Consider the following 25,969-nt stretch of genomic DNA (forward strand, 5'->3'; position numbering starts at 1 on the left):
CCCGAACCATTGCGCCTATATTCCTCCCGAAAGCTGACAGTAACGGCTTAGTATAACTGCATCAGCAAACGCATCCCGATCATAAGTTGGCTGAACGCGCGGTCGTGCGCCTAGGTCAAGCCGTGGGCATTGATCTTCAGGGTCGTGAGCCCGCGCAAGGGATCGAGGCTTTGCACGTTTGTCCGTCGCAAATTCAATTCCTCCAGCGCGGTCAATTTCGGTATCATTGAAATATCTGATACCCCCGCACCATCAAGCGTCAGTCTTTTTAACGAGGTCAGAGCCCCCAACTGCGAAAGGTCTTGTAGATCGTCCGCGTTAATCACCAACTCTTCAAGCCGCTTCAACGGGCCGAGCACAGAGAGATCAGTACCAGCGACGGACACTGCCAGCGATTTAAGGCTGGTCAGCCCGGAAAGTGGCGTCAGGTCTGATGTCGCCACGCGAGAAAGGGCCCATAGATCCTGCAATTTGGTCAGGGGAGCCAGGGTCGACAGATCGCCAACCGGCAGGCTGGACATCGTCAATGCGCGCAGATTTGTGAGACCGGACAGTGGCGAAAGATCGGTTAGCTCGTTCCCTGAGATATTAAAGTCTTCAAGCGCCGTCAGCTTGGTGAGCGGACCAATATCGGAAAGCCCCGCCTCAGAAACACTCAACACTTTCAAACGCGTGAGCGGCGCAAGAAGACGCGCATCAAGTGCCGGTGGCGTCATGGAGCCGTCGTCAATGAACAAAAGATCTAGCGTCAGCGATTCCAGACGTACAAGTTCGGTCAGCGGACTGGGATCGTGCAGCGAGCAATCGAAAAGCGTTAGGGACGTTAAGCGGGGCAAATCCACCAAAGCGCGCAGCATGGTGTCAGTTTCAACGCATCGGTCAAAGTTTACCAACTCTAGAACTTCGAGCCGACGCAGTCTGCCCAGCTGCATCGCGTCTGGCAACATGCAGTCGGAAAGGACAAGTCGCCGCAAGGACGGTAAATCCGTCAGCGGCATAAGATCTAAGGTGGCCCCACCACACGTCAGGCTTTCAAGCGTTTCAATACGTTTCAAAGGGCCGAGATCGATGTGGGGATAATTGCCGGACATCTGGGCCAGAACAAGCTCTGTCAGCGGCAGTTTCTCGATCTCTGGAGGCAACTGCGTCAAACCACTCAGGTGTTTGAGGTCCAGCTTTCGACCACCGGTTTCCTTTAGATCCGCAATGGCTTTTCTAGCGTCGATAAAGGCTTGATCCCGAACTTTTGGGTCTGCAACCACGACCGGACTGTTTGCCGTTTTCCCTTGATCGCCGCTCAGCGTTTTCTGAGTGCTGCGCCTGAACCACGGGGCGCGGGCCAGCCAGCGCATCCAACGCAAGCGTTTTATCTTGGGGTGAACCGCCATTACTCAGAGTGAGTTCAAAGCAGCTAATTTGTCAAACAGTGCATAGACATCGTCGGATGTTCCCCCCCCCCCCTCTTCAAATGTTTTCAAACCGGCTTCTCCCTCACATCGCCTGAATGGCGGCTAATTCAAGCGGACAAGACAGACACGCCAGAAACCGTTCAAGTGAGTGGCAATACCGGGCACATCAGGAACAATGATCCAGCAATTCCATCCCGAGATCCGGCGAAAAAAGCATGAGCCATTCGGCGGTGCGCGCTATGAAATACCGCGTGGCCTCGGGCTGGTCTTCGACATGGCAATTGGCATCCCGAAGTTCCGCCTGCATCCGCTGCACCCCGACCCTGTCGGTAAAGGTGCATTGCACGTGCCCCCTGTCCAGCTTTGTATCGCTGATGATGACGCGCCCTACACTGCAATCGTCGCCCCTGAATGCATAGCTCCCCGACAGCCCTTCATCGCCGGCAGCGACCATCGGGGTCCACAGGAGTGAGAGAGCGAAAACAGTTTTCATCTTTTTCTCCAACGTGGCTCGAAATGATCGGTTAAAGCACCTCTCGCGCATGGGGGTTGTCTGGCGGACACAATCAGACGTACTTTTAATCCCGATACGTGAGATGCAACACAGTTGGTGCACTCATTCGGCTCAATTACAATTGAGCACATGGAAAGTTTGCAGATCAAGGCATTCCTTTGACGGGCGGATGCGAACGGGATTTTGCAAAGGGAAACAGTGAATATGGAAGCAACGGCAATTGCGATCGACGCGCTCGTTGCGGATGTGATTGACACCATGCCCGAGCGCCTTCGGCAGTCCGGCCGCGTTAAAGTGGAAATCAACCGCGCGTTTTCCGATTTTCTACGTGAGCGGGGCAAGATAACAGATGCAGATGTCGCGAGATGTGAAACCATATTGCACGAAGCGATGCACCGCCATGGCATAGAGGTGGCAGACCATAGGCCCGCCCCTGCGGCCCCTAAACCGATAGATGGGCCTGACATTTCGCACTGCAAGGATAGTCTAAGCACTCTCGTGGGTGCGGCATTCGCCACCACATTCGATGGCTCAGAGCACATGGCAAAAGCTGCCGCCGACAGGGCGTGGCGCGACGTGACATATCAACTTGATCGCTGGGCACTGCCGCCCAGCATCCGAACGGAACTGGAGAGTGCGGCCAGAATAGATATTGAAATCAACCCCCACGGGGTCGTTTCCCCCCCGAACAACGCGCAAGGTGGATGACACATGGGCAAGATGCTGATCCCGTCCAGCGATGAAATTCGACAGACTTTGGACCAGTCCGGACAGCACAAGGCGCTTACTGCATTCGACACAGCCATGGCCGCGGGTGATAAAATACAGGCGATCCAGATTGCACGTGAGGCCGGTGTGATACCCCGAAACTCAGGCACCGACACACGAGGAGACCGAACGAATGTATAATTTTTTCCCGGACGGCTTTGAGCCCGGCGAGGACGATGCGCTGTTCGGCTGGATTTTCGTTATCACGCAGATTGGCTTTCAGGCCATGCCTTACGTGTTTGGCCTGCGCCACTTTTTCACGTGGGAGGTCGAGAAACCGATCCTCTGGTTCTTTATCGGCAGCGGGCTTTCAATAGTGACCACATTCGGTATTCTGACCATTATAAGTCTGGCTCGGTGAATCCTGGATGTGCGGGCTGACAAAAATCAATAGCCACACGCGTGTGCCGACAAGTCGAAGAAGAAAATCCGAATTTCGATAACGATAAGTACCTGAACCGCATGATTACCAAGAGGCTGAAACTCCCCGATAAACTGACCTACCCGGTACAGATCGTTACGGTACATTTTGCCGCCGGGCAGAAGGTCGCGACCGGTGATGCGCTGTACACTCTCAAGGACTCCAAAGGCAAATCCGGCGTGATGCGCGCGCCCTTTGCCGGGACAATCATCGAAGGTCCAGTGCCCGAGGGCGTACATTTCGCGACGGCTCAGCCCGTGCTCGGCTTGGTAGCCGGAAACGAACATCCGATCCAAAGCAACATGAACGGAAAAGCGGAAGACGCTGCCGCGGAACAAAAAACCACGGCCTCCAGAGCCAAAGCTGAAACGAAGTCCCAGAGCTCCCCGACACGTCAGACCAAGAGCGATCCCGAAGTTGAGGCGAGCTCTGACTTTGCCTGCTTCGCAAAGAAACCGCAGCAAGAAAAAGACCCTGCCGCACGCTGTGACGCAAGCCCGGTCGCATCGCAGGAGAAGCTGGGCCTGGCGGTCGGCGGACTGATCCTGCTCGTCAGTCTTATCGTCATCGCTCTCGTCGCGGTCACCATTAGGCTACATTCGAGCCGGATCGCCTTGTTAGCGTAATCGCAGGGTGCGCCCTCGTTCTCGCTGCAATCGCGATTACGGACAAGGTTTTCACCAGACTTGGCAAAAAGCCCAGGGCAGGTTTCGTCATTTTGATGTTCTTTGTATTCTCCGCAGGCAGCATTGGCTTAATGTCCCTACCGGACAAGGCGGTTTCGCAGATCTTGGCACAGCTAGAGAGTCCCGCGCAGCTCATGCCTGATATGGAAAGGTCGCGGATTGCCTCTGAAGGCCCAAGTCCAAAAGAGCCTTACGCAGACGCGCCGCCCACTCAGCCAAATGTCACTGAGCCCCAACCCACGAAAACCAAGGGATTTCTGGATTTTATCCCTGAGAGTAAATGATCCGACTATTTTCCTTTGCAGCACACCTTCATTGGTAAGGGACGCAGCTTCGCAAACCCAGAAATGACCCGCGAGTTTAAGGTGATTTGGAAAAGGCGAAAAGGGGAGAATGATAGATTGGCGGAGGAGGTGGGATTCGAACCCACGGTACGCTCTCACGCACGCTGGTTTTCAAGACCAGTGCATTCGACCACTCTGCCACTCCTCCGCAGCACGGACCGCTTAAAGGGCTGGCAGCGATTCTGCAAACCTCGAAATGCAACAAAGCGCCATGTATCTCGCGGGGAAATTTGCCGATGCCGGCGCGACGGCCTTTTCACAGGCCCCGGTGCGCGCTACTGTGCTGCTCAGACCCCGGCAACGGGGCGTTAAACATGCCGTATCAACGGCGCGATCAGGCAGCGGTGCAAACGCCGCGCCAGCAGGCAAGGACGACAAAGATGAACAGGCGATCGCATTTCCCGACACTCTGGATACGACCATTGCGCGGCACGACGGCCGTTTTGGTGGCCGCTCTGACGCTTGCGGGGTGTGATGCAGCCGGTACGTTCGGTTTTGGGAAATCCGACGGCCAGGGGGCGGTGACCCCTGCCGGGTCAACCAAGCTGGTTGAACGTGACGTCGAAGCGCCTGATGTATTTTCCGCAAACGATCAGGGGCTTTGGGACGGTCGGCCAAGCCTGGGCGGTGTCTGGGTTGCGCATCCCGATGTCACAGACCCCGAGCGCGTGATCATTCGGAATGAAGCAAACGGCAAATTCGTGATCGGCGCTCTGTTTCGCCGCGAACGTGACCTTCCGGGGCCCAAGCTACAAATCTCGTCCGATGCGGCGGCCGCGCTAAGCATACTGGCAGGCGCTCCGGCACCGCTGAATGTGACCGCCCTGCGCCGCCAAGAGGTGGATACCCCCCCGCAAGACGCGGCACCGCAAGGTACAGTGGAAGCCCCCGCAGCCATGACCGAAACCACGCTTGACCCGGTCATGACGACGGCAAGTGCCGCCATAGATACTGCCCCAGCGGCGGCCCTGCCCGCCCAGACAGCGCCAAAACCCGCGGCCCCGCAGACGACATCATCGCTTGGCACACCCTTTGTGCAGATCGGTATTTTCAGCGTCGAAGCAAATGCCAACCGTGCTGCCAACCAGATGCGCAGCGCGGGCATGTTGCCAACGGTCAAGCGCAGCGAAATCGACGGCAAAGCGTTCTGGCGTGTGGTCGTCGGGCCCGCGAAGTCGAAATCGGAACTCAATGCATTGCTGAAATCCATCAAGACCGAAGGGTTCTCGGATGCCTATGCGGTGTCAAACTGACCCGTTGAAACAAGGAACCCGCCCCATGATCCGTATCTTTGCTGCCACGATCGCGCTGATCCTGACGACCCTGCCCGGCCACGCGTTCGAAACCCGCGCATCTGCGGCCTACGTGATCGACCAGACCACGGGCACCGTGCTGCTGGCCAAGAATGCCGATGATCCGCTGCCGCCAGCGTCAATGTCGAAACTGATGACGCTTTACATGGCGTTCGAGGCGGTCGAGCGGGGCAAAAGCAATGGCGGCCTGGACCTGACCGAAGAACTGCCCGTGTCGCAGCATGCGATGTCCTATGGTGGATCGACGATGTTTCTGGACACCACCGACCGCGTCAAGGTCGAAGACCTGCTGCGCGGCATCATCGTGTTGTCGGGCAATGATGCCTGCGCCGTGATCGCCGAAGCGCTTAGCCCGGACGGGACCGAAGCAGGCTTTGCCCGGCTGATGACCCGGCGTGCCCAGCAGATCGGCATGACTAATTCCACCTTCGCAAATTCCAATGGCTGGCCCGCCGCAGGTCACCGGATGTCGATGCGGGACCTCGGCCTTGTGGCGATGCGTTTGATCACTGACTTTCCGCAGTACTACCCGTTGTTTTCCCAGCGTGAATTCCTGTTCGATGGCCGCGCGCCCCAGAACAAGGCAAACCGCAACCCGTTGCTGGGTCTGGGGATCGGGGCGGATGGTCTGAAAACCGGCCATACCCAAGAAGCGGGCTATGGGCTGGTAGGATCGGCCAAACAGGGCGACCGGCGGGTGATCTTCGTAATCTCCGGCCTTGAAACCGCTGCTGAACGGGCGCAGGAATCCGAAGCGATCGTGAACTGGGCCTTTCGCCAGTTCGCACAACGCGAAATGGGGTCGGCCGGCACACAGATCGCCCAGGCCCCCGTTGCATTGGGCGCACAAACAGCTGTCGGGCTGGAACTGGCGAACGACCTGTCGGTCCTCATCCCCGTGTCGGGCGGCAGCGAAATCAACGCTGAGGTGGTCTATACCGGTCCGCTGCGTGCCCCGATCCTCAAGGGCGATCCCATCGGTGAATTGGTGCTCACCCGTGGTGACCTGCCAGAGGTACGCGCGCCTCTGGTCGCCTCGGACAGCGTCGCACCGGGCGGTTTCTTTGTGAAACTTCAGGCCGCAGCGCTGCATTTGCTGGACCGCCTGAACGCCGGGCCAGAGGCGGCTTCGTGAAGAGCCAAGGCTTTTTCATCAGCTTCGAAGGCATTGATGGGTCCGGCAAATCCACACAGACCAAGATTTTGAAAGAATCGCTCGAGGCGTTGGGATATGACGTGATCCTGACCCGCGAACCGGGGGGATCACCGGGGGCCGAGGAAATCCGCGCCCTTGTGCTGCAAGGCGACCCTGACCGCTGGTCGGCGCAGACCGAAATACTGCTGTTTACTGCCGCGCGCCGCGATCACCTTGAACGCACGATCCAACCTGCGTTGGACGCGGGAAAGGTGGTGATTTGCGACCGGTTTGCCGATTCCACCCGCATGTACCAGGGCCTAAGCCGGGGTGATCTGCGCGATGCTGTGGACCAGTTGCACGCGCTGATGATCGGCATCGAACCCGATCTGACGGTACTGATCGACATGGACCCCGCCGAAGGCCTGTCGCGTGCCCTGTCGCGCAACACTGTCGAAGAGCGGTTCGAGGATTTCGGTGAAAGCCTGCAAGTGGCCATGCGCAAGGGGTTTTTGGCACTGGCCGAGGAATTCGATGACCGCTTTGTCGTCATAGACGGTGCGCGGCAGATCGATCAGGTCGCGGCGGATGTTCTCGCCCAGACCCGTGCGCGCCTTGACGCCCGCTAGGCCTTTTCCTGCGCCCGCAATCTGCTAAACCACCCCCATGAGCGATGATGCCCCCCAGCCAGACCGTATCGACGGTGCGCGCCACCCGCGCGACACGCCCCGCCTGATTGGCCAGGAACCGGCCGAGGCGGCGTTTCTGGATGCCTTCAATTCGGGCAAGCTGCACCATGGCTGGCTGCTGACCGGCCCGCGCGGCGTGGGCAAGGCCACGCTGGCCTGGCGCTTGGCGCGGTTCTTGCTGGCCACGCCGGACCCGGAAGGGGGCGGCATGTTCGCGCCCGAACCGCCCACCAGCCTTGATGTCGATCCCGACCACCCTGTCGCCCGGCGCATCGCGGCTGGCGGCGAAGGCGCGCTCAAGGCCGTCACCCGTTCGGTGGATGAAAAGACCAAGCGCCTGCGCAAACAGATCGTGGTCGATGACATCCGCAAGCTGAACGGTTTCTTCCAGATGTCCGCCGCCGACGGGGGCCGCCGCGTGGTCATCGTGGATGATGCCGATCTGATGAACCCAAATGCTGCCAATGCCCTTCTCAAGATGCTCGAAGAGCCCCCCGCCCGCGCCATCATCCTGCTGATCAGCCATCGCCCTTCCGGCCTGCTACCCACCATCCGGTCGCGCTGCCGGACCTTGCGGCTGGGGACGTTGGACTCCGACCAGATGGGACAGGCATTGGCCCAATCGGGCGTCGATATCCAGGGCGATCCTGCGGCTCTGGCGGCGCTTTCGGGCGGGTCCGTCGGCGGTGCGCTTGGCCTGTCGCTGATGGGCGGCTTGCAGCTTTACGCCGAACTGGTCGGCATTCTGGGCACCCTGCCCCAGCTTGACCGGTCCCGCGCCCTTGCCTTGGCCGAAGCCGCCGCGGCGCGCGGTGCCGAAGAAAAGCTGGCGTTGCTGTTCACGCTGACCGATCTGCTGATGCTGCGCCTCGCGCGCACCGGTGCCTTGGGCCATCCCCCCCAGACCCAGGCGGCCCCGAACGAACATGCCATCCTGACACGGCTGGCCCCCACCCCCGCCCAAGGCCGCATCTGGGCCGAGGTCGCCCAAGACATAGGTGCCCGCGCCCGCCACGGCATGGCGGTGAACCTTGACCCTGCCGCGCTCGTCCTAGATACCCTGTTCAAGCTGGGTGATAACGCCCCACGATAGCCCTAACTTCAACAATCGGGACAGGCATGAGCGACATTTACCCCATCACCGACAGCCATTGTCACCTTGATTTCCCTGACTTTCAGGATGAATTGCCCGACGTGATCGACCGCGCCACGGCCGCTGGCGTCACCCGTATGGTCACAATCTGCACCAAGCTGAAAAACGAACCCGCCGTGCGTGCAATCGCAGAAGCCTATGCGCCGGTCTTCTACGCCGCCGGGACCCACCCGATGAGCGTCGCCACCGAACCGATGGCCAGCTATGATGATCTGCTGGCGCTGACCAAACACCCCAAGATGGTGGGCATCGGGGAAACCGGCCTTGATTACCACTACACCGCGGACTCGGCCGATATCCAGCAAACGTCGCTGCGCACCCATATCGCCGTCGCCCGCGACACGGGCCTGCCGCTGATCATCCATGCGCGCGATGCCGACGACGATATGGCCCGCATCCTGACCGAGGAACACGCCAACGGGGCCTACCCCTGCGTGATGCATTGCTTTTCCAGTACAGAGGCTTTGGGCCGAGCCGCCCTCGATCTTGGGTTCTACCTGTCGATGTCCGGCATCACGGCCTTCCCCAAAAGCCAGGATCTGCGCGACATCTTTGCCAACGCCCCGCTGGATCGCATATTGGTCGAAACCGACAGCCCGTATCTTGCGCCTCCGCCCCACCGCGGCAAACGCAATGAACCGGCGTTCACCGCCCATACGGCGCGCCGCGGGGCCGAAACCTTCGGCCTTGATTACGCCGATTTCGCCGCCCGGACCCAGGCGAATTTCGACCGCCTGTTCACCAAGGTCGCAGCCTTCCAAGAGGCCGCATGATGGCCGAAATGAAGATCACCATCCTCGGTTGCGGTTCTTCGGGGGGCGTGCCGCGTCTTGGCGGACATTGGGGGGCCTGTGATCCCGCCAATCCAAAGAACGCGCGGCGGCGGTGTTCAATACTGGTGGAACGCATCACCAAGGACGGCACCACATCCGTGCTGATCGACACCTCCCCCGACATGCGCAGCCAGCTGCTGGATGCCGGCGTGTCACGCCTTGACGCGGTGCTGTACACCCATTCGCATGCGGACCACGTGCACGGCATTGATGACCTGCGCATGATCGTCATCAGCATGCGCAAACGGCTGCAGGTCTGGGCCGATGCGCCGACCACCGCAGCCTTGCTGGACCGCTTCAGCTATGTCTTCGTCCAACCCGAAGGCTCCTCCTATCCGCCGATCCTCGACCTGAACCCCATCGAGGGCGACGTCACAATCGACGGCCCCGGCGGCGCGCTGACCTTTACGCCGTTTCTGGTCAATCATGGTGGTATGGACGCGCTTGGCTTTCGGGTGAACGACGTTGCCTATCTGCCTGACGTGGCCACGATCCCCGATCCCGTCTGGCCGCATCTGGAAAACCTCCGTTGCTGGATCGTCGACGCCCTGCGCCGCGACCCGCACCCCACCCACAGCCACCTTGCCCAAACCCTCAACTGGATCAAAGCCATGGCACCCGAAACCGCCGTGCTGACCAACATGCACAACGATCTGGATTACGAGACGCTGGCCGATGAAACGCCGGACCACATCCAGCCGGCCTATGACGGGCTGACCCTGACCTTCCCCGCCTAAGCTTCATTTTGCCAAATAAACTCCACGGGGGTGTGGGGGTGTGAAACCCCCGCTCCGACCCGCGCCAAACACACCAAGGCCTGATACCCGTGCAAACCCTCCTAGACGTCATCCTTCCGGTCTTTCTTGTCATCGGCTTCGGCTATGTCGCGGTCTGGCGCGGGGTGTTTCCCGTGGCGGGCATCGACGGCGTCATGCGGTTTTCGCAAGGCTTTGCGATCCCTTGCCTGCTGTTCCAGTCCATCGCAAAACTTGATCTGTCGGCGTCTTTCGACCCCGCCTTGCTGATCAGCTTCTACACTGGCGCTGCGATCTGCTTTGCCCTTGGCATCCTTGGCGCACGGTTCCTGTTCAACCGCGATTGGGAGGATTGCGTGGCCATCGGCTTTTGCTGCCTGTTCTCGAATTCGGTATTGCTGGGCCTGCCCATCACCGAACGCGCTTATGGCGAAGACGCCCTGACGGGCAATTTCGCGATCATCGCCATGCACTCGCCGTTTTGCTACGGGCTGGGCATCACGGTCATGGAATTCGTGCGCAACCGGGGTCAATCCGGCATCAGCTTTGTGCGCAATGTCGGCAATGCGATGTTCCACAATCCTCTGGTGATCGGGATCATCGGCGGGTTTGCGGTGAACTTCAGCGGTTTTGCGATCCCCGGCGTGATCGATGACGGGCTGTCCTTGATCGTGCGCGCCGCCCTGCCCGCAGCGCTTTTCGCTCTTGGCGGCGTGTTGATCCAATACAAACCCGAAGGCGACCTGAAGGCAATCGCCATGGTCTGCCTCATTGCCCTGCTGGTCCACCCGGCGATCGTGTGGATGATGGGGACCGGTTTCGGGTTGCCCCAAGACCTGTTCCGCTCGGGTGTGCTGACCGCGGCCATGGCACCGGGGTTCAATGCCTATATCTTTGCGAACATGTACGGGCGCGCGCGGCGCGTCGCGGCAAGCTCGGTCTTGATCGCCACGATCGCCTCGGTTCTGACGGCATGGATGTGGCTGACGGTCCTGCAATGACGCCGTTACTCTATTCCTTTCGCCGCTGCCCCTATGCGATGCGGGCGCGGCTGGCGATACAGGCTGCGGGCATCCCGGTTCACTTGCGCGAAGTCGTCTTGCGCGACAAGCCCGCTGCCTTTCTGGCCGCCTCTCCCAGCGGCACGGTGCCCTGTCTGGTGCTGCCCGAAGGGCGGGCCGTCAGGGTCATCGACGAAAGCCTCGACATCATGTTCTGGGCGCTGAAAATCTCCGACCCCGACGGCCTGCTGGATATGCCAGCCTCGGGACGTGACCTGATTGCGCGCTGTGACGGGCCGTTCAAGCATGCGTTGGACAGGACGAAATACGCCACGCGGTATCCGGACAGCGACCCGCTCCAGCACCGCGCCCATGCCGCTGCATTCCTGACCGATCTGAACGCGCAGATCGACACTCACATCTTTGACCGCCCCACCGTCGCGGATCTGGCCATTGCCCCCTTCGTGCGCCAGTTTGCCTTTATCGACAAGCCCTGGTTCGACGCGCAACCGTGGCGGCAGGTTCAGGCGTGGCTGGCAGCGTTCATGGCCTCTGATGACTTTGCGCGCATCATGGCGAAATACCCCCCTTGGGCAGAGGGCGACGCGCCAACACCTTTCCCACCTGCCGGAGACCTTTGATGACGCAAGCAATTGATCCGAAATGGGAATATGTCGCCGACGCGGTGATGGGCGGTGTATCACAGGGCCAGTTGACCCGGGAAACTGTCCAAGGCCATGCAGCCACGCGCCTGACGGGCGACGTGTCGCTCGACAATAACGGCGGCTTTTTGCAGATGGCGTTTGATTTCAGCGACGGGGGCGGCCCCGTTGACGCCAGCGCATGGTCCGGGATTGAACTGACGCTGTGCGGCAATGCCCAAACCTATGATCTTCGGCTGCGCACCACCGATCTGGACAGGCCCTGGCAAAGCTTTCGCATCCCCTTCACCGCGCCTGCACAGTGGACCACGATGCGATGCGCCTTTGCCGATCTGGAAGCACACCGCACCGACGCGCAGTTCGACCCACATGCGCTGCGCCGTCTGGGGCTGGTCGCTGTGGGCCGCGCATTTGCGGTTGATCTGGCGGTGCGCGATGTGGCGTTCTTTGCCTAGCGCGCCCTAGCGGAATGCCTTGTTGAAGTAATCCGTCAGGGGCTTGGCCAGATAGCTCAGCGGTGACCGCTCTGCGGTGCGGATAAACGCCTCGACCGGCATGCCGGGCACTAGCTTTTGGTCGCCAAGCTTCTCCAGCTCTTCCTCTCTTGGCAGCAGTTCCGCACGGTAGAACGACTGGCCGGTGACCTCGTCCTTGAAAACATCCGCCGAAATCCGTGACACCTGCCCGAAAATTTCCGGCGTGGTGCGCTGTTCAAAGGCGACGAACCGCAACGATGCTTCCTGACCCACATGGACCTGATCGATGTTGATCGCCTCGATGCGCGCGGATACCACCAGCGGCTGGTCCTGAGGGATTACGTACATGATGGGGGCCGCTGGCGACAGAACCGCCTGCAACGCGAAGATCTGTGAATCGTAGACCACGCCGGACACGGGGCTGCGGATCTCCATCCGGGACAGCGTTTCGCGCAAGGACAGGCGACGCTCGGCCAGCTCGATCTCGCGGTATTGCAAATCGCTGAGGGTGGTGTTCGCCTCTTCACGCCGGGTCGTGGTCAGCTTGAGAACCTGAATTTCCAGCGACGCGATCTGGCCGCGCAATTGTGCGACCGTCGCCTTGAGGCTGCCGATCTCGCCCAAGAGCCGCGCTTGTTCGCGTTGCAGCGACGACACCTTGGATGCTTGCGCCAGCCCTTTTTCCAACAGCGATTCCGCGTCTTCAAGTTCGCTCAGGATCAGATCCTGCTGGGTCTGGAACGCCGCCAATTGCGCCTCAGTCCCCTCGATCTGGTTGTTGGCCTGCGCAATTTGTTCCGAAATCTGGTCGGCCTCGCGCCGCAGGGATTCCTTGCGGGCCAGGAACAGGCTGCGCTGGCCGTCGATCATACTTTCGATCTCAGGGCTGTTTGCCGCCGCCTCGACCAGTTCATCGGGCAGGACGATATCTTCCAAGCCGTCCCGTTCTGCGGCAAGACGCGCCTGGCGTGCCTTGATCTCGAACAATTGGCCCTGGACGATGGCCAGTTCCGATTGCAGCAAAGCATCATCCAGCCGCATCACCACATCACCGGCCTCGATCTCATCGCCGTCCTTGGCCAGGATTTCACCGACCACCCCGCCTTCGGGGTGCTGCACGACCTGCCGGTTGTTTTCGACCTGGATCATCCCCGAGGCAATCACCGCCCCGGCGATCCGCGCGGTCACGCTCCAGACGCCCAGAACACCGACCAGCACGACAAGCGCACCGAACCCGATGCTCAGCGGCATCCACACGCGCCATGCCCTTTTTTTCGTTTGCCCAACGTTCATGATCGTGCTCCCGCTGCGATGGTCTGTTTGACGGTGTCCACGTTGCGCAGCATGGCCTGCATCACCTCGTCACGCGGTCCGTCAGCCTTGACGCGGCCCTGGTCTATCACCATCAGGCGGTCGCATTCCGCAATCGCCGATGGTCGGTGGGTCATGATGATGACCGCCCGGTCAGAGCGTTTGAAATCGCGCACCGCACGGTTCAGCGCCTCCGACCCTTCGGCGTCCAACGCCGAGTTCGGCTCATCCAGCACTAGCAACACCGGATCATTGTAGAACGCCCGTGCAAGGGCGATGCGCTGCCGCTGCCCCCCCGACAACTGGCTGTCCTGACCTTGGACGACGGTCTTGTAGCCGTCCGGCAGGGTCAGGATCATCTCGTGGGCGTTGGCCTGCTGCGCGGCTTCGATCACTTTGGCCTCGTCCGGCACCATCGACATGCGGGCGATGTTTTCGGCGACGGTACCATTAAACAGCGTCACCTGCTGCGGCAGATATCCGATGAAAGACCCCAGATCGTCCGGGTCATACTGGTCCAGCGTGGCCCCGCCCAGACGGATTTCACCCGTGGACGGTCTGACCAGCGCCAGCATGGTTTTCGCCAACGTCGATTTGCCCGACCCGCTCTTGCCGATGATCCCCAGAACCTGCCCCGGAGCGACCTCGAAATTGATGTTGGTCAGCGTCAGTTGTTTGGCCTCGGGCAGCATGACCGAAAGCCCCTTCAACCCCAGTTGTGCGGCGGGTTTGGGCAGCTTCATCGTCATGTTTTCAGGCGGCGTGGATTGCAGCAATTCGCCCAGCAATTTCCAGCCGCGCATCGACCGCTGTACCAGATGCCATTGCCCGATGGATTGTTCGATCGGGGCCAAGGCACGGCCCAGCAGGATCGACCCGGCGATCATCGCACCCGCGGTCATCTCGCCTTTCAGCACCAGCCAGGCCCCCACGGCCAGCATCGCGGATTGCAAAAACAACCGGAAGGTCTTGGTCAGGGCCGCGAAAAGGCCCGTCCAATCACTGGCGCGGATGGTCTGGTCCAACGCGCGGTCGCGCATGATATGCCAGCGCTCCGCCATGGTTCTGCCCATCCCCTGCGCACGGACGATTTCGCTGGACAGTCGCGACTGCTCGGCAAAGCTTTGTGCATTCTGGGACGCGATCTGCGCCTCGCTGGATTTGCGCTGCGTCAACCACGAGTTCAGCAAGGTCACGACGATCAGAACCGCACCGCCACCGACAGCCATCCAGCCCAGAAACGGATGGAAAATAAAGATCGCGGCCATGAACAGCGGCGTCCAGGGCACATCGAACAGCGCCAGCATCGCAGGCGAGGTAAACACTTGCTGCATGATTTCCAGATCGCGCAGTCCAGAGGCCGGCGAGGCACGGAATTTCGGCGCAATCGACCGCTTCATCTCGGCGGCGAAGACTCGGTCGTCCAGGCTGGTCTGGAACCGTGCCCCGAACCGCGCCAACACCCGACCGCGCGCGTAATCGAGAAACCCCATCAACCCGTAGAGCAGCGCCACCAGCAAGGACAACGCCACCAGCGTTTCCTCGGAGCGCGAGGCCAGCACGCGGTCATAGACCTGAAGCATGAACAAGGGGCCGGTCAGCATGAGGATGTTTACAAAGACGCTGAACAGGAACACGGCAATCAGCAGTCCTGTGCCGTTGCGCCGGGCTTTGCGCAATTCAGCCAGTCCGTATTGAGATTTCTTCACGATGGTATTCTTTCAAACCAGAGAAACTTTCGGGATCTGTAATGTTCATAGATTAAGTAAATGTGCCAGCGAGCCCCACGGAAGGCAGGCGGGAATCTGCCTTATTATTATGCGGCTTTGCGCCATCAGCCCCGGTGTTATGTTATCTATGTCACTGCATCGGGGCCGGACTTAGCGGTCGATTTGAGCCCGCTGCACAGGCGGATTAAGCGGCAAAAATGAGGCAAGTGAAATCTGTCGAACTGTACTCTTTCGGGAAAAACAGGTGCAAAGATGCTGCACAATGCTGCCAAAAACTGAAGATACCGCCATTTTTGGAAACAATGACATTTCAGCTTGGACACCGGATTTTACCGCCAACGTCATGCGCAAAACCGATGTTGAAAACGGCACGATCTTCTTGGGGAAAAGCGATTGGCACCGGGATAGGGATACAGGTCGAAATCATGGTGATCCGGCGAAATCTGCTTGGCCTCGCGGTCCCAGGATTGCGCAACCCGCCGACGCGGCGCGCGAATCAGTCGCGGTTCAGGACCGATTCGTGCAGGTGATAATTCCGGCATGCAACCCAAATTGACCGGCAGCGGATGCGCCAGGTTTGGTCCGACATCTTGAAGGTGGCGATTGTCAAAAGCCCCGTGCCCGTGCCAGCCCGGCCAGACAATGCGTGGCGATGGCGATCACATTAAGCCGCCCAATATGTACCTTCGTCGCATAGACATGCCGACACCGGGTCGCGATAGTTTAGCTCTTACCAGTGAGCTTTAGGGAGGCACAAAATGGCTTGGACGAAACCTAAAATCCGCGAAATCGAATGCGGTATGGAGATCAACATGTACGGTCCCGAGGGCGAAGAAGACGCCGGCGGTGTATTGTTCTGAACGGATTTTGCGTGCGGAAAGTAGGTTGACGTTTCGCGCGCATATCCTCGGGGCTGCTGCCGGTGGCGGATTGCCCCAGTGGAATTGCGGATGTGAAAACTGCAATTTGGCCCGCGCGGGCGCGATCCCCTCGCAGACCCAATCGTCGATCGCGTTCAGCGCGAATGATCGCGATTGGGCGATCCTGAATGCATCCCCCGACATTCGCCAGCAGATCGCACAGACGCCTGTGCTCCATCCAACGGACCTGCGGCGTTCGCCGCTTCGGTCCGTTTTGCTGACCAACGGCGACATCGACCATATTGCCGGATTGCTGACCCTGCGCGAGCAGCAACCGTTCAAACTGTTCGCGACCAAGGATATTCATGCGGTCCTGGCCAATAACCCTGTCTTTGATGCACTGAACCCCAATTTCGTGACCCGCGAGACGATTGAGCTTGGCGAAACCGTCGAAATTGCGCCCGGTCTGCGCGCGACCCTTTTCGCAGTGCCCGGAAAAGTGCCGCTTTATCTTGAAGGGGCGAGCGTACAAACCGATCTGGAGGGCGAGCAGACAGTGGGTGTCTGCCTTCAGGCCAAAGACAAGACCGCCTATTACATTCCGGGATGTTCGACATTCAAGCCAGATCTTCGTGCGCGGATCGAAGGTGCGGATGCCGTGTTCTTCGACGGAACCCTTTGGCAGGATGACGAAATGGTGGCGGCAGGCCTAAGCCAGAAAACCGGGCAGCGGATGGGTCATATGTCGATGGCGGGATCAGATGGATCAATTGAGGCCTTCAAGGAACTGAAAATCATACAAAAATTCTTTGTTCACATGAACAACACCAACCCAGTGCTGCGTCCCGGATCGCCGCAACGCAAACAGGCCGAAGCATCTGGCTGGACGATTGCGCAGGACGGTATGGAGATCAGGATATGACGTCAGCAGCCAAATTCGAGGCCCGTTTGCGCCAGATCGGGGCAGAACGGTACCACGACAAGCACCCTTTCCATGCGCTGCTGCATTCCGGTGGCTGCACACCGGATCAGGTGCGCGCCTGGGTGATCAACCGGTTCTATTATCAGGCCAGCATTCCCATGAAGGACGCGGCATTCATGAGCCGGGTCGCTGATCCTGCCCTGCGCCGCGCGTGGCGGTCCCGGATTGAAGATCATGACGGCACGGCAGAGAACGAAGGCGGCATCGCGCGGTGGCTGCGGCTGGCCGATGCCGTGGGGTTGGACCGGGATTATGTCGCCAGCGCCCAAGGGGTGTTGCCCGCGACGCGCTTCGCCGTTGACGCCTATGTGCGGTTCGTGCGCGACAAGACCTTGCTGGAAGCTGTCGCCGCTTCACTGACCGAACTTTTCGCCCCCAAGATACATGCAGCAAGGATCGAAGGCCTGCTGGCAAATTACGCTTTTGCCGATGATAGCAGCCTGTCCTATTTCCGCAATCGACTGAACGAGGCCCCGAAGGATGTGGCATTCGGTCTGGCCTGGGTGCTTGAACATGCCGATACGGACGAAAAACAGGATGCCGCTGCCGCTGCGCTGATCTTCAAAACGGATGTTTTATGGGCGCAACTGGACGCGCTGCATGCCGCCTATGTCACGCCGGCTCGAATACCGCCCGGAGCATGGCAGCCGGACAGCTATCTATCAGCGGTGCGCGCGTGACGGACAAAAACACCCTTCTGTCGGACGTGCCCTTTATCCCCCGCGGCGTCCGGCTGCATTTCGACAAGGTCCGCGATCTGTGGGTCCTGCTGGCCCCTGAGCGGACGATCAAACTTGATCCGATCGGTCTTGCGATCCTGCGCGAAATCGACGGCACCAGCACCCTGTCCCAAATCGCGGAGAACCTGTCGGCGCGCTATAATGCCCCCGTCGGTGAAATCACGTCAGACATATCCGAGTTCATTTCCGGCTTGATGGATCGTCGCATTCTTGAGGTCCGCGCATGACTGTCCCCGCCCCCATCGCCATGCTTGCAGAGCTGACGCACCGCTGTCCCCTGTCCTGCCCCTATTGTTCCAATCCGATAGCACTGGCCCAAAAGGACCGCGAGCTTTCGACCGACGTCTGGTCTGACGTGTTCCGGCAGGCCGCCGATCTGGGCGTGCTGCAACTGCACCTGTCGGGGGGCGAACCGGCTTCGCGCCGTGATCTGGTTGATCTGGTCAAGGCGGCGCGGGATGCAGGGCTTTATACCAACCTGATCACCTCGGCGATTGGCCTGACCGAACGGCGGCTGCAGGAACTTGACGCTGCGGGGCTGGACCACATTCAGCTGTCCCTGCAAGGCACTGACGCCGAAATGGCCGACCACATCGGCGGCTATAGCGGCGGGTTCAAACGCAAGATGCAGGCCGCCGAATGGATCACGCAGATCGGGTTTCCGCTGACCTTGAACGCGGTCGTCCACCGCAAGAACCTGCACCAGTTACCACGCGCCATCGAAATGGCGCTGGACATGAAAGCACGCCGGATCGAGGTTGCCATCGTGCAATTCCACGGTTGGGCGCTGCAGAACCGCGCGGCCCTGATGCCGACACGCGCACAGGCTGCCGAGGCAAGCCGGATCGTCGCCGAAGCACGTGTGGCCCACAAGGGCACGCTGGTGATCGATTATGTGCCAGCCGACTATCACAGCGACTATCCAAAGCGGTGCATGGGGGGCTGGGGCACGACCGGATTGAACGTGACGCCCGACGGATCGGTCCTGCCTTGCCATGCTGCCGAAACCATCAAGGGACTGGCGTTTGACAACGTGCAGGACAAGCCCCTGTCGGACATCTGGTACCAGGGCACCGCGTTCAATGCCTATCGCGGCGAAGACTGGATGCAGGAGCCCTGCCGGTCCTGTGACCGTCGCAAGCTGGATTTCGGGGGGTGCCGATGCCAGGCCATGGCGATCGCAAATGATCCTGCCGCCACGGACCCGGTGTGCATCAAATCACCGTTGCACGCCACGATGAAACAGCTGGCAGACGGCTTTGCAAGCGACGACGATGCTGCGTTGATCCATCGGAAAGGTCCCTGACCCTTAGCGCAGGTGGGACAGGAACTGGTACAACCGCTCGCGGTCGATCGGTTTGGCAAGCAAGGTGACGTCCAGGGCGTCGCATTCATTCTGTAAATCCTTCCCCCGATTGGCCGACACCAAGCGCACCGGCAGATTGCCAAAGTCCTTCTTGAGATGTTTCAGCAGCTCGATGCCCGACATGCCGCTGCCCAGCTGGTAATCCAGCACCAGCGCATCGGGGGCCAGCCGGATTTCCGACAGCAATTGCAATGCGGTTTCGCCGTCGGGCGCATGAATGACATGCGCGTCCCACCCTTCGATCATCATGATAAGCGCGTTGGCAAGCTGCAGATCGTTTTCGACAAGAAGAACCACAAGGCCCTTCCTGACCGACGCATTTTCGCCCAAGCGCCCCGCCGTGGAACGCTCTTGAATTTCGGTGCCATATCGTATCGGCAGATCAAAGGAAAAACAGCTTCCCTTGCCCGGTTCGGACCAAAGGCGCAGCGGGTGGTCAAGGCTCTTGCAGGCGCGCTCGACAATCGCCAGCCCCAGCCCCAAGCCCGCGTGTGAGGTTCTGGCGTCAAGCCGTTTGAATTCCTGAAACACGACCTGCTGATCTGCCTGCGAAATGCCGCAGCCCGTATCCCAAACCTCGATCCGGGCCATGCCACCGACGCGCCTGACCCCGACAATGACCCGCCCTTTATCGGTATAGCGGATCGCGTTGGAAATAAGGTTCTGCACGATGCGCCGCAGATATCCCGGATCGCTGCACACGGTCAGGCCGCACTCGAGGATGCGCAAATCCAGTCCCTTGGCCATCGCGACCGGCGTCAGTTCGTCGCGCAGCGGGCGCAGCAGCGCGGACAGACGGACAGGCTTGATGTCAAAGACAGCCTCGTTGGAATCCAGTTTCGAGATATCCAGCAGCGCCTCGATGATGTGTTCGACGCTGGACAGCGCGGTTTCAGCCTTGTTCGCGATGTTCAGCAGGTCCGTTTCACCGATCTGATCGGCCAGCGACGCCACGAAAAGTTTTGCAGCAGACAGTGGCTGCAGCAGATCATGGCTGGCCGCCGCGACAAATCGCGACTTGCTCGCATTCGCCCTTTTCGCCTCGGAAAGCGCCAGGCCAAGCTCATGGGTCCTGTGTTGCACACGCTTTTCAAGGCGTTCGTTCATCTCGGCCAATGCGCGCACGGATTCGCGTTCAACGGTAACATCCGTAAAGCTGATCACGAATCCACGGTCCGGCATTTCCTGCCCGAAGACGCTTAGAATTCTGTTCCTCGACCTGGTGACCTCGAATGCGATGGCCGTGCGCCCTGCCCCGTGTTCCGCCCAGCGTTTCAGCATATCGACATCGAAATCGGCCGAAAATTCCAGCTGGTGTTCCAGACGTTCAAGCAATGTCAGAAAGGGCAACCGGAGTGCGGATTGGTGCGGCGGCAGATCAAGCAGGCGGTCCATGCGTTTGTTCCAGCCAACCAGCTTTTTCTCGTGATCGAAAATGCAGACGCCCTGGTTAAGATGGTCCAGCGTGGCCTGAAGTGTCTGCGCTTGCTTGTCGCGCATGCGATCGCGCTCGAGACGCTCCAGCCTGATGATGTTGGTCACATCCGTCTGCAGGATGACGGTCCCGCCGCGCGCCGTGCGGTGTTCGCTGATCTGCAGCCACCGGTCCTGCGTCAGGCTGACGTTGAACACGACATGGTCATCGCGGTGACGTTCGTGGCGGGCTGTCGCCCATGCTTCGGGCGTCATATCCTCTGGCAATGCAAGGAACCGGCTTTGGGAAATCACCGTTACATAGTCGTCAAAGGCCATGCCTGCGTGCAGGTTTTTGCTGATATCGCAAAGATCGCGGCAAAAGCGGCTGTTTGACAGAACCAACCTGTCATTGGTGTCGAACAGGGCGAAGCCTTCATTGATCGTTTCAATCGCTTCCGTCAGGTTCGCCTGGGCAATTTCAGTCTCAACGTTCGCGGTCGCCAGTTGCGCGTTTGATTTCTGCAAAAGATCAAGCGTGCGTTCCAGATCCGCGGTGCGTTCGCGCACTTGCACCTCAAGCAGGGCCGCGCGTTCGAACTGGGCATAGGCAATGCCGGAATCCTCGTGTTTCTGTTCGACCTTGCGCATCAAGGCATGCGCGATCTGCAAGAGCTTCTCGTTTTGCCTTTCGAGGCTGTCAGATGGATTGATCAGCGACAAGGTTCAGTCTCCGTCAGGATCGGCATAGATCGCGACACCGGTCATGGTGTGGTTGACGTGAAGTGCGCCGATCTGTTCACCGTAGGTCGAAAACCCGAATACCCTGTGTCTGGCCAGAATATCCGAAACCTGATGGGATATCTGCGTCTGCTCGGCCTCCATGCGCCTGAGGATGCAATCGCACGCGAAGATGTCGCTGGGTGCGCCGTTTTCGCTCAGCTTGACCATTTCGCTTTCAAGATGCTCCACCATGTTTTTGGGCTGCGCAACCGTCAGCACCATGCCTTCGTCGATTGCAGAGAAGAAAACAAGTTCGCCGCTTTCGTTGACCTGCTGGATGGCGCGCACGTGGTGGCCGCCGCCGATGCGCACGACCACAGGGTGCGAGGCAAAGGTGAACTGGTTGACCTGATCGGGGTCCTTGCCCACGATCCGTGCGTATTCCTTAACCGCCGGTTCGCCGTTGATCGATTTGACAATACGGCGTGCCGGGTCCGCGCTGGTCACCACCATCTGCCTGTCAGTGGGGACCAGATGATCAAAACTGAAGACCCGCACGCGGTGGTCTGTCTGGATAAGGGACAGCACAGCGGCATTTTCGCAGACCCGCCCGTTCAGGGACACCAATGTGCGCCCGAAATGCGCACCATCCCCCGCAGAACCGCCAAAAATCGGAAGGTCGCGCAGCGCGGGCGAAATCGCGGCCGTCAAAATGTCTTCACGCAGCGAAAGGCCGTCAACGACCAAAAACGCAAAGCCCCGTTGTTTGTCCGGATTCTCGCTCTGGATCGCCAACCGGTCCAGCGCGATCCGGTCAACCACAGCCTGCGAACTTTCGCCCTGCAAATCCTCGATCAGAATTGATTTGCTGGCATAGTGCGCCGATGGAAATCCGATGGCGATGATCATGCCTTCCTCGAACCCGGACTGACCGATTTCGCCCGCCGTGGTGCAGGCGATCACGTCCGTATCCGGAAACTGTTCCTGTGCCTCGCGGGTGATCTTTGCAAAATCGGCGTCCGTGGTGACGAACAGGGCAACCAGCGCCAAAGGCTGGTGCGCGATCTGCTTCCTAAGCCTGGCAACCGGATTGGGTACCTCATGCGGTACTTGCCCCCTGCACAAGGTCGAAGACGGAGTGCTCTTGGCCCCCGCCACTTCTGGCTCGCAAATTTCCGTCAAATCTCTAAGTCTCCCTGTCGCACAGGATACTCGGCTTACTCTTCGCTTGCCAACACTTTCGAGAATTTTGCCTCATGCGCGACCAACACGGCCTGGGTCCGGCTTTGGACACCAAGTTTGCGCATGATCGCCGTCACATGGGCCTTAACGGTCGTTTCGGCGATCGACAGCTCAAAGGCGATCTGCTTGTTCAGCTTGCCCTCGCAGATCAGCTGAAGAATGCGGTATTGCTGATTTGTAAGCGACGCCAGCCGCGCGAGATTTGCATCGCTGCCATCCGGCTCGCGGCCATCGACATAACCGGACGGCGTGAAAATGCCCCCCGCTTTGACCCGTGCCAGCGCGTCCTTGAACACCAGACGTTGGCTGTGCTTGGGCACGAAACCCGATGCACCCGCGTTGATTGCAGCGTTTATGATCGCGTTATCCGTCATCGACGACACGATAATCACCGGCGATCCGGGGGCGTGGCGCTTGAGGCGCAAAAACCCGTCAAGGCCGCTGACATCCGGCAAATTCAGATCCAGCAGGATCAATTCCGGTGCCATGGCCCCCTCTAGCAGCTCCAACGCCGCTTCCAGACAGTCTGCCGTCAGAACCTCGGAAAACTGTGCGACAGACCGCAGTGTCAGTTCGAGCGCGTCACAGAAAAGCGGATGATCGTCGATGACCAGCGCCCAGTTTCCGGTGGGCGACGGGGCTTGATGTTCATCTGGAAGGATATTGTGAGGTGTCATTTCTACAGATTAGCGTGATCCGGTCACCACGTCTCTTGTATAAAAGTCTTAGACCCCTTCAGGCAAAAAAAATGCGCCCCTGCGTCGGGGCGCATTCCGGTTTCACGTCTGCAAAGCGTTACTTGGATGCAAGTTGCTGTGGCAGGCGGAATGTCCAAAGCGTGCCACCCTGGTTGAGGTAGCTGACCGTCTTGGCCACTTCACCACCCCAAAGCGGAACCGCGCCGCCCCATCCGGAAATCACGGTGACATATTGTTCGCCGTCCTGTTCCCAGGTGATCGGCTGGCCCACGATGCCGGAGCCTGTCTGGAACGACCACAGCTCTTCGCCAGTCTCATCGTCAAAGGCAATGAACTTGCCCTCGGGCGTACCGGTGAACACCAGACCACCTGCGGTTGTCATGACGCCTGCCCAAAGTGGGGCATCGTTCATGTATTCCCACTTGGTTTCGCCCGTATCTGGGTCGATGGCCTTCAGGCTGCCGATATGGTCTTCGTAGTTCGGCTTGATCGTAAAGCCTGAGCCAAGGTACGCGGCACCTTTCTTGTAGGTGATGGGTTCATTCCAGATGTCCATGCCCCATTCGTTGGACGGCACATAGAACAGGCCGGTCTTGGGCGAATGCGCCATCGGCATCCAGTTCTTGCCACCCAGGAATGACGGCGATGCAAAGACGACTTCACCTTTCTTGCCATCCGCCGCAGCGGACGGATCGCCCGGACGGCCTTCTTCGATAAAGATCGGGCGGCCCGTGTCATCAATGCCCGAAGCCCAGCTGATGTCCTTGACGAAAGGAACTGCCGAGACGTATTTGCCGTCTTCGCGGTTCAGAACATAGAAGAACCCGTTCCGGTCGGCCGTTGCAAAACGCTTGTTGCCTGTGCGGTCCTCATAGGCGACGACCTCGTTCACACCGTCATAGTCCCAGCCTTCGCGGGGCGTAGTCTGGAAGTGCCACTTGATCTCGCCCGTTGCGGGATCAATGCCGACCCGTGACGCCGCATAAAGGTTGTCACCGGCGTTGCCTTCGACAGGGGTGCCCGCATTGCGCAGGTGGCTGTTCCAGGGGGCGGGGTTGCCCGCACCAAACACCAGCGTGTCGGTGTCGATGTCATACGATCCCCCCAGCCACGTCGCGCCGCCGCCGGTTTTCCACATGTCGCCGGGCCATGTTGCGTTCAACGTGCCGGTCATGGTGGATTCAGCACCGTTGAGCGTTCCCATGTGACCTTCGATCATCGGCCGCGTCCAGATCGTTTCACCGGTTTCGGCATCGCGTGCCTGTACTTCACCAACGATCCCGAATTCACCACCCGAGTTGCCGGTGATGACCATGCCTTTGACGATCAGAGGGGCCGCGGTATAGCTGTAGCCTGCCTTGTAATCGGCGATCTTCTTGTTCCAGACGACATCCCCCGTCTTGCCGTTCAAGGCGACGATGCGGGCGTCAAGCGTGCCGAAATAGACGTTGTCGCCATAGATCGCCGCACCGCGGTTAACCACGTCACAGCAGGGCAGAATACCTTCGGGCAGACGCGCATCATATTGCCAGATCTCCTGGCCGGTTTTCACGTCGATCGCATAAATCCGCGAATAGGATCCGGTAATGTACATGATCCCGTCATGCACCAGCGGTTGTGTTTCCTGACCGCGCTGCTTTTCGCCTCCCAACGAAAAGGCCCATGCCGGAACAAGGTTTTTCACGTTTTCCTTGTTCAGGATGTCCAGCGGTGAAAAGCGTTGCAGGTGACGCCCCATGCCGTTGGTCAACACATCGCCGGTCGACGCGGTATCGTTCGCCAGATCGGCTTCCGTCACCTGCGCCGTTGCTAGGCTTGCGGTCATCATGGATGCCGTCAATGCCAATATAAATCTGTTCATATTGTTACCTCCCTTGGTGTTCCGATGATGGTCGCACAGCAGGAAACGGCGCAGACCAATCCGCGATTAGTATTCGCGCAATCCTGCTTGGGGGATATTGAACAATGGTCGTATGTCAGCCGGCCCACCCGCCCCGCGTCACGATCCGCAGACCGCACACGGGTACGATACCCGCAACGGGTCGCGCTGATACCTTCAGAAAAGTCGGGTTTTCGGGGATGGTCTGTGCACGCAACACCCGTCCGAAAACCACGCCGGCAAGCGGTGATCGCAGCCGTTAATCATGGGACGAGGATCGCCGATTAAGCCAAGCTGCAGCCGCCTCAGAACAGGGGCGCGTATTTCCAATCATCCGCATCCGGGGTGACTTCATCCAGATCGTACCCGGCCCCTTGTAGCCGTTTGGCAATCTCGAGGCCCTCGGCGGCAGCCGTGTCGATATAACGGCGTCCAAGCACATCATTCTGCGCAACCCCGTGCCCGCGCATCAGGTCAAGACCGTAGTTGAACTTGCCCACGGGATCCCCCGCCTCTGCCGCGCGCCGGTCCCATGCTGCGGCGGCATCAGGGTTGTATTCGCCCCCCAGACCATTGTTGTCGAGCTGGCTCATCCACGTCATCGCACCTGTGTATCCGTCACGCGCGCAGGCTTCGAAAATCGCGCGGGCGGTGGCGTGATCACCGGATTTGGTCATCATGTATCCACTGGCGCAGATCGTCATATCTGTCTGGCCGCGCCGAACCTTGTCGATCTGCGATTGCCAGGTCATTTCGTCGGGGTTGAGCTGGCCAAGCGGAATGGCGTCCTCGGCGTGGACAGGAACGGCAAGCAGGATAAGCATAAGGGTCAAATGTTTCATAATGGCATTTTAGCATGAATTGCG

The 25,969-nt window shown here is 59.5% G+C and carries 27 protein-coding genes and 1 tRNA gene; 18 read left to right on the top strand and 10 right to left on the bottom strand.

Annotated elements, in window-relative coordinates; genetic code table 11:
- Positions 1-110: 110 nt before the first annotated feature.
- Both RGAI101_RS05445 and RGAI101_RS05450 read right to left on the bottom strand, forming a co-directional pair.
- Positions 111-1,352: a leucine-rich repeat domain-containing protein gene (locus tag RGAI101_RS05445; RefSeq protein ID WP_037227479.1), complete on the bottom strand. Its 1,242-nt coding sequence runs from the start codon at positions 1,350-1,352 to the stop codon at positions 111-113.
- A 223-nt stretch (positions 1,353-1,575) separates the two neighbouring features.
- Positions 1,576-1,902, bottom strand: coding sequence for a hypothetical protein (locus tag RGAI101_RS05450; RefSeq protein ID WP_157044635.1), 327 nt, complete (start codon positions 1,900-1,902; stop codon positions 1,576-1,578).
- Between the two features lie 225 nt (positions 1,903-2,127).
- On the opposite strand from RGAI101_RS05450, the gene RGAI101_RS05455 reads away from it, so the two are divergent.
- The 3 genes from RGAI101_RS05455 (at position 2,128) to RGAI101_RS05470 (ending at position 3,738) form a co-directional block, all read left to right on the top strand.
- A complete protein-coding gene (locus RGAI101_RS05455; protein WP_008226580.1) occupies positions 2,128-2,631 on the top strand; it encodes a hypothetical protein in 504 nt (167 codons plus the stop codon).
- Between the two features lie 193 nt (positions 2,632-2,824).
- The gene (locus tag RGAI101_RS05465) at positions 2,825-3,052 is read left to right on the top strand and encodes a hypothetical protein (protein WP_008228579.1); all 228 of its coding nucleotides are present in this window, start codon (positions 2,825-2,827) and stop codon (positions 3,050-3,052) included.
- A 41-nt stretch (positions 3,053-3,093) separates the two neighbouring features.
- Entirely contained in the window at positions 3,094-3,738 is a 645-nt protein-coding gene (locus tag RGAI101_RS05470; RefSeq protein WP_008229200.1) for a hypothetical protein, read from the top strand.
- Between the two features lie 462 nt (positions 3,739-4,200).
- Here RGAI101_RS05470 and RGAI101_RS05480 read toward each other — a convergent pair.
- Positions 4,201-4,290 (bottom strand) — tRNA-Ser (locus tag RGAI101_RS05480).
- Positions 4,291-4,522: 232 nt separating this feature from the next.
- Between RGAI101_RS05480 and RGAI101_RS05490 the strand changes: the two genes are divergently transcribed.
- The 9 genes from RGAI101_RS05490 to RGAI101_RS05530 all read left to right on the top strand — a co-directional run bounded on the left by RGAI101_RS05490 (position 4,523) and on the right by RGAI101_RS05530 (position 12,138).
- On the top strand, positions 4,523-5,395 hold the full coding sequence (locus RGAI101_RS05490) for an SPOR domain-containing protein (protein ID WP_083792071.1): 873 nt from the start codon (positions 4,523-4,525) through the stop codon (positions 5,393-5,395).
- A 25-nt stretch (positions 5,396-5,420) separates the two neighbouring features.
- Complete coding sequence (locus RGAI101_RS05495; RefSeq protein WP_008226048.1) at positions 5,421-6,590, top strand: D-alanyl-D-alanine carboxypeptidase family protein; 1,170 nt, start codon at positions 5,421-5,423, stop codon at positions 6,588-6,590.
- Positions 6,587-7,219 carry a dTMP kinase gene (tmk, locus tag RGAI101_RS05500; protein WP_008226349.1) on the top strand — a complete coding sequence of 211 codons (633 nt, stop codon included), beginning with the start codon at positions 6,587-6,589 and terminating at the stop codon, positions 7,217-7,219. Before RGAI101_RS05495 ends, tmk begins: the two co-directional genes overlap by 4 nt.
- A gap of 37 nt (positions 7,220-7,256) precedes the next feature.
- The gene (locus tag RGAI101_RS05505) at positions 7,257-8,372 is read left to right on the top strand and encodes a DNA polymerase III subunit delta' (protein ID WP_008226348.1); all 1,116 of its coding nucleotides are present in this window, start codon (positions 7,257-7,259) and stop codon (positions 8,370-8,372) included.
- A 26-nt stretch (positions 8,373-8,398) separates the two neighbouring features.
- Positions 8,399-9,205, top strand: coding sequence for a TatD family hydrolase (locus RGAI101_RS05510; protein ID WP_008225388.1), 807 nt, complete (start codon positions 8,399-8,401; stop codon positions 9,203-9,205).
- Positions 9,205-10,002, top strand: coding sequence for an MBL fold metallo-hydrolase (locus RGAI101_RS05515; RefSeq protein ID WP_037229096.1), 798 nt, complete (start codon positions 9,205-9,207; stop codon positions 10,000-10,002). Before RGAI101_RS05510 ends, RGAI101_RS05515 begins: the two co-directional genes overlap by 1 nt.
- Positions 10,003-10,091: 89 nt before the next feature.
- Positions 10,092-11,021, top strand: a complete 930-nt coding sequence (locus RGAI101_RS05520) for an AEC family transporter (protein ID WP_008225008.1) — start codon at positions 10,092-10,094, stop codon at positions 11,019-11,021.
- A complete protein-coding gene (locus tag RGAI101_RS05525; RefSeq protein WP_008227309.1) occupies positions 11,018-11,662 on the top strand; it encodes a glutathione S-transferase in 645 nt (214 codons plus the stop codon). Before RGAI101_RS05520 ends, RGAI101_RS05525 begins: the two co-directional genes overlap by 4 nt.
- The gene (locus RGAI101_RS05530) at positions 11,662-12,138 is read left to right on the top strand and encodes a CIA30 family protein (RefSeq protein WP_008227948.1); all 477 of its coding nucleotides are present in this window, start codon (positions 11,662-11,664) and stop codon (positions 12,136-12,138) included. Before RGAI101_RS05525 ends, RGAI101_RS05530 begins: the two co-directional genes overlap by 1 nt.
- 6 nt (positions 12,139-12,144) lie before the next feature.
- On the opposite strand, the gene RGAI101_RS05535 is transcribed toward RGAI101_RS05530, so the two are convergent.
- A complete protein-coding gene (locus RGAI101_RS05535; RefSeq protein WP_037227486.1) occupies positions 12,145-13,452 on the bottom strand; it encodes an HlyD family type I secretion periplasmic adaptor subunit in 1,308 nt (435 codons plus the stop codon).
- A complete protein-coding gene (locus RGAI101_RS05540) occupies positions 13,449-15,179 on the bottom strand; it encodes a type I secretion system permease/ATPase (protein ID WP_008225531.1) in 1,731 nt (576 codons plus the stop codon). Before RGAI101_RS05540 ends, RGAI101_RS05535 begins: the two co-directional genes overlap by 4 nt.
- A 283-nt stretch (positions 15,180-15,462) precedes the next feature.
- Here RGAI101_RS05540 and RGAI101_RS05545 point away from each other — a divergent pair, with 283 nt between their 5' ends.
- From RGAI101_RS05545 to pqqE, 6 genes are all read left to right on the top strand, one after another.
- Complete coding sequence (locus tag RGAI101_RS05545) at positions 15,463-15,756, top strand: hypothetical protein (protein WP_008227274.1); 294 nt, start codon at positions 15,463-15,465, stop codon at positions 15,754-15,756.
- 202 nt (positions 15,757-15,958) lie between these two features.
- The gene (gene pqqA / locus RGAI101_RS21500; RefSeq protein ID WP_083792011.1) at positions 15,959-16,060 is read left to right on the top strand and encodes a pyrroloquinoline quinone precursor peptide PqqA; all 102 of its coding nucleotides are present in this window, start codon (positions 15,959-15,961) and stop codon (positions 16,058-16,060) included.
- 25 nt (positions 16,061-16,085) lie between these two features.
- On the top strand, positions 16,086-16,982 hold the full coding sequence (pqqB, locus tag RGAI101_RS05550) for a pyrroloquinoline quinone biosynthesis protein PqqB (protein ID WP_008227508.1): 897 nt from the start codon (positions 16,086-16,088) through the stop codon (positions 16,980-16,982).
- Entirely contained in the window at positions 16,979-17,722 is a 744-nt protein-coding gene (pqqC, locus tag RGAI101_RS05555; RefSeq protein ID WP_008226388.1) for a pyrroloquinoline-quinone synthase PqqC, read from the top strand. The genes pqqB and pqqC overlap by 4 nt, the downstream gene beginning before the upstream one ends.
- On the top strand, positions 17,719-18,009 hold the full coding sequence (pqqD, locus tag RGAI101_RS05560) for a pyrroloquinoline quinone biosynthesis peptide chaperone PqqD (protein ID WP_254655243.1): 291 nt from the start codon (positions 17,719-17,721) through the stop codon (positions 18,007-18,009). Before pqqC ends, pqqD begins: the two co-directional genes overlap by 4 nt.
- Positions 18,006-19,088 (top strand): pyrroloquinoline quinone biosynthesis protein PqqE, encoded by a 1,083-nt coding sequence (pqqE, locus tag RGAI101_RS05565; protein ID WP_008225028.1) that lies wholly within the window; start codon positions 18,006-18,008, stop codon positions 19,086-19,088. Before pqqD ends, pqqE begins: the two co-directional genes overlap by 4 nt.
- 3 nt (positions 19,089-19,091) lie before the next feature.
- Here the strand turns inward: pqqE and RGAI101_RS05570 are convergent, their stop codons facing one another.
- The 5 genes from RGAI101_RS05570 to RGAI101_RS05590 form a co-directional block, all read right to left on the bottom strand.
- The gene (locus tag RGAI101_RS05570; protein WP_008228662.1) at positions 19,092-21,284 is read right to left on the bottom strand and encodes a hybrid sensor histidine kinase/response regulator; all 2,193 of its coding nucleotides are present in this window, start codon (positions 21,282-21,284) and stop codon (positions 19,092-19,094) included.
- Positions 21,285-21,287: 3 nt separating this feature from the next.
- Positions 21,288-22,466, bottom strand: coding sequence for an FIST N-terminal domain-containing protein (locus tag RGAI101_RS05575; RefSeq protein ID WP_157044636.1), 1,179 nt, complete (start codon positions 22,464-22,466; stop codon positions 21,288-21,290).
- A 35-nt stretch (positions 22,467-22,501) separates the two neighbouring features.
- Positions 22,502-23,203, bottom strand: a complete 702-nt coding sequence (locus RGAI101_RS05580) for a response regulator (RefSeq protein WP_008228995.1) — start codon at positions 23,201-23,203, stop codon at positions 22,502-22,504.
- A 118-nt stretch (positions 23,204-23,321) separates the two neighbouring features.
- On the bottom strand, positions 23,322-25,085 hold the full coding sequence (locus RGAI101_RS05585; protein WP_008228986.1) for a PQQ-dependent methanol/ethanol family dehydrogenase: 1,764 nt from the start codon (positions 25,083-25,085) through the stop codon (positions 23,322-23,324).
- A 323-nt stretch (positions 25,086-25,408) separates the two neighbouring features.
- Positions 25,409-25,945 carry a hypothetical protein gene (locus tag RGAI101_RS05590; RefSeq protein ID WP_008228349.1) on the bottom strand — a complete coding sequence of 179 codons (537 nt, stop codon included), beginning with the start codon at positions 25,943-25,945 and terminating at the stop codon, positions 25,409-25,411.
- Positions 25,946-25,969: the final 24 nt, after the last annotated feature.

The sequence above is a fragment of the Roseobacter sp. GAI101 genome, from assembly GCF_000156335.1.
In the GTDB taxonomy this organism is placed as follows: domain Bacteria; phylum Pseudomonadota; class Alphaproteobacteria; order Rhodobacterales; family Rhodobacteraceae; genus Sulfitobacter.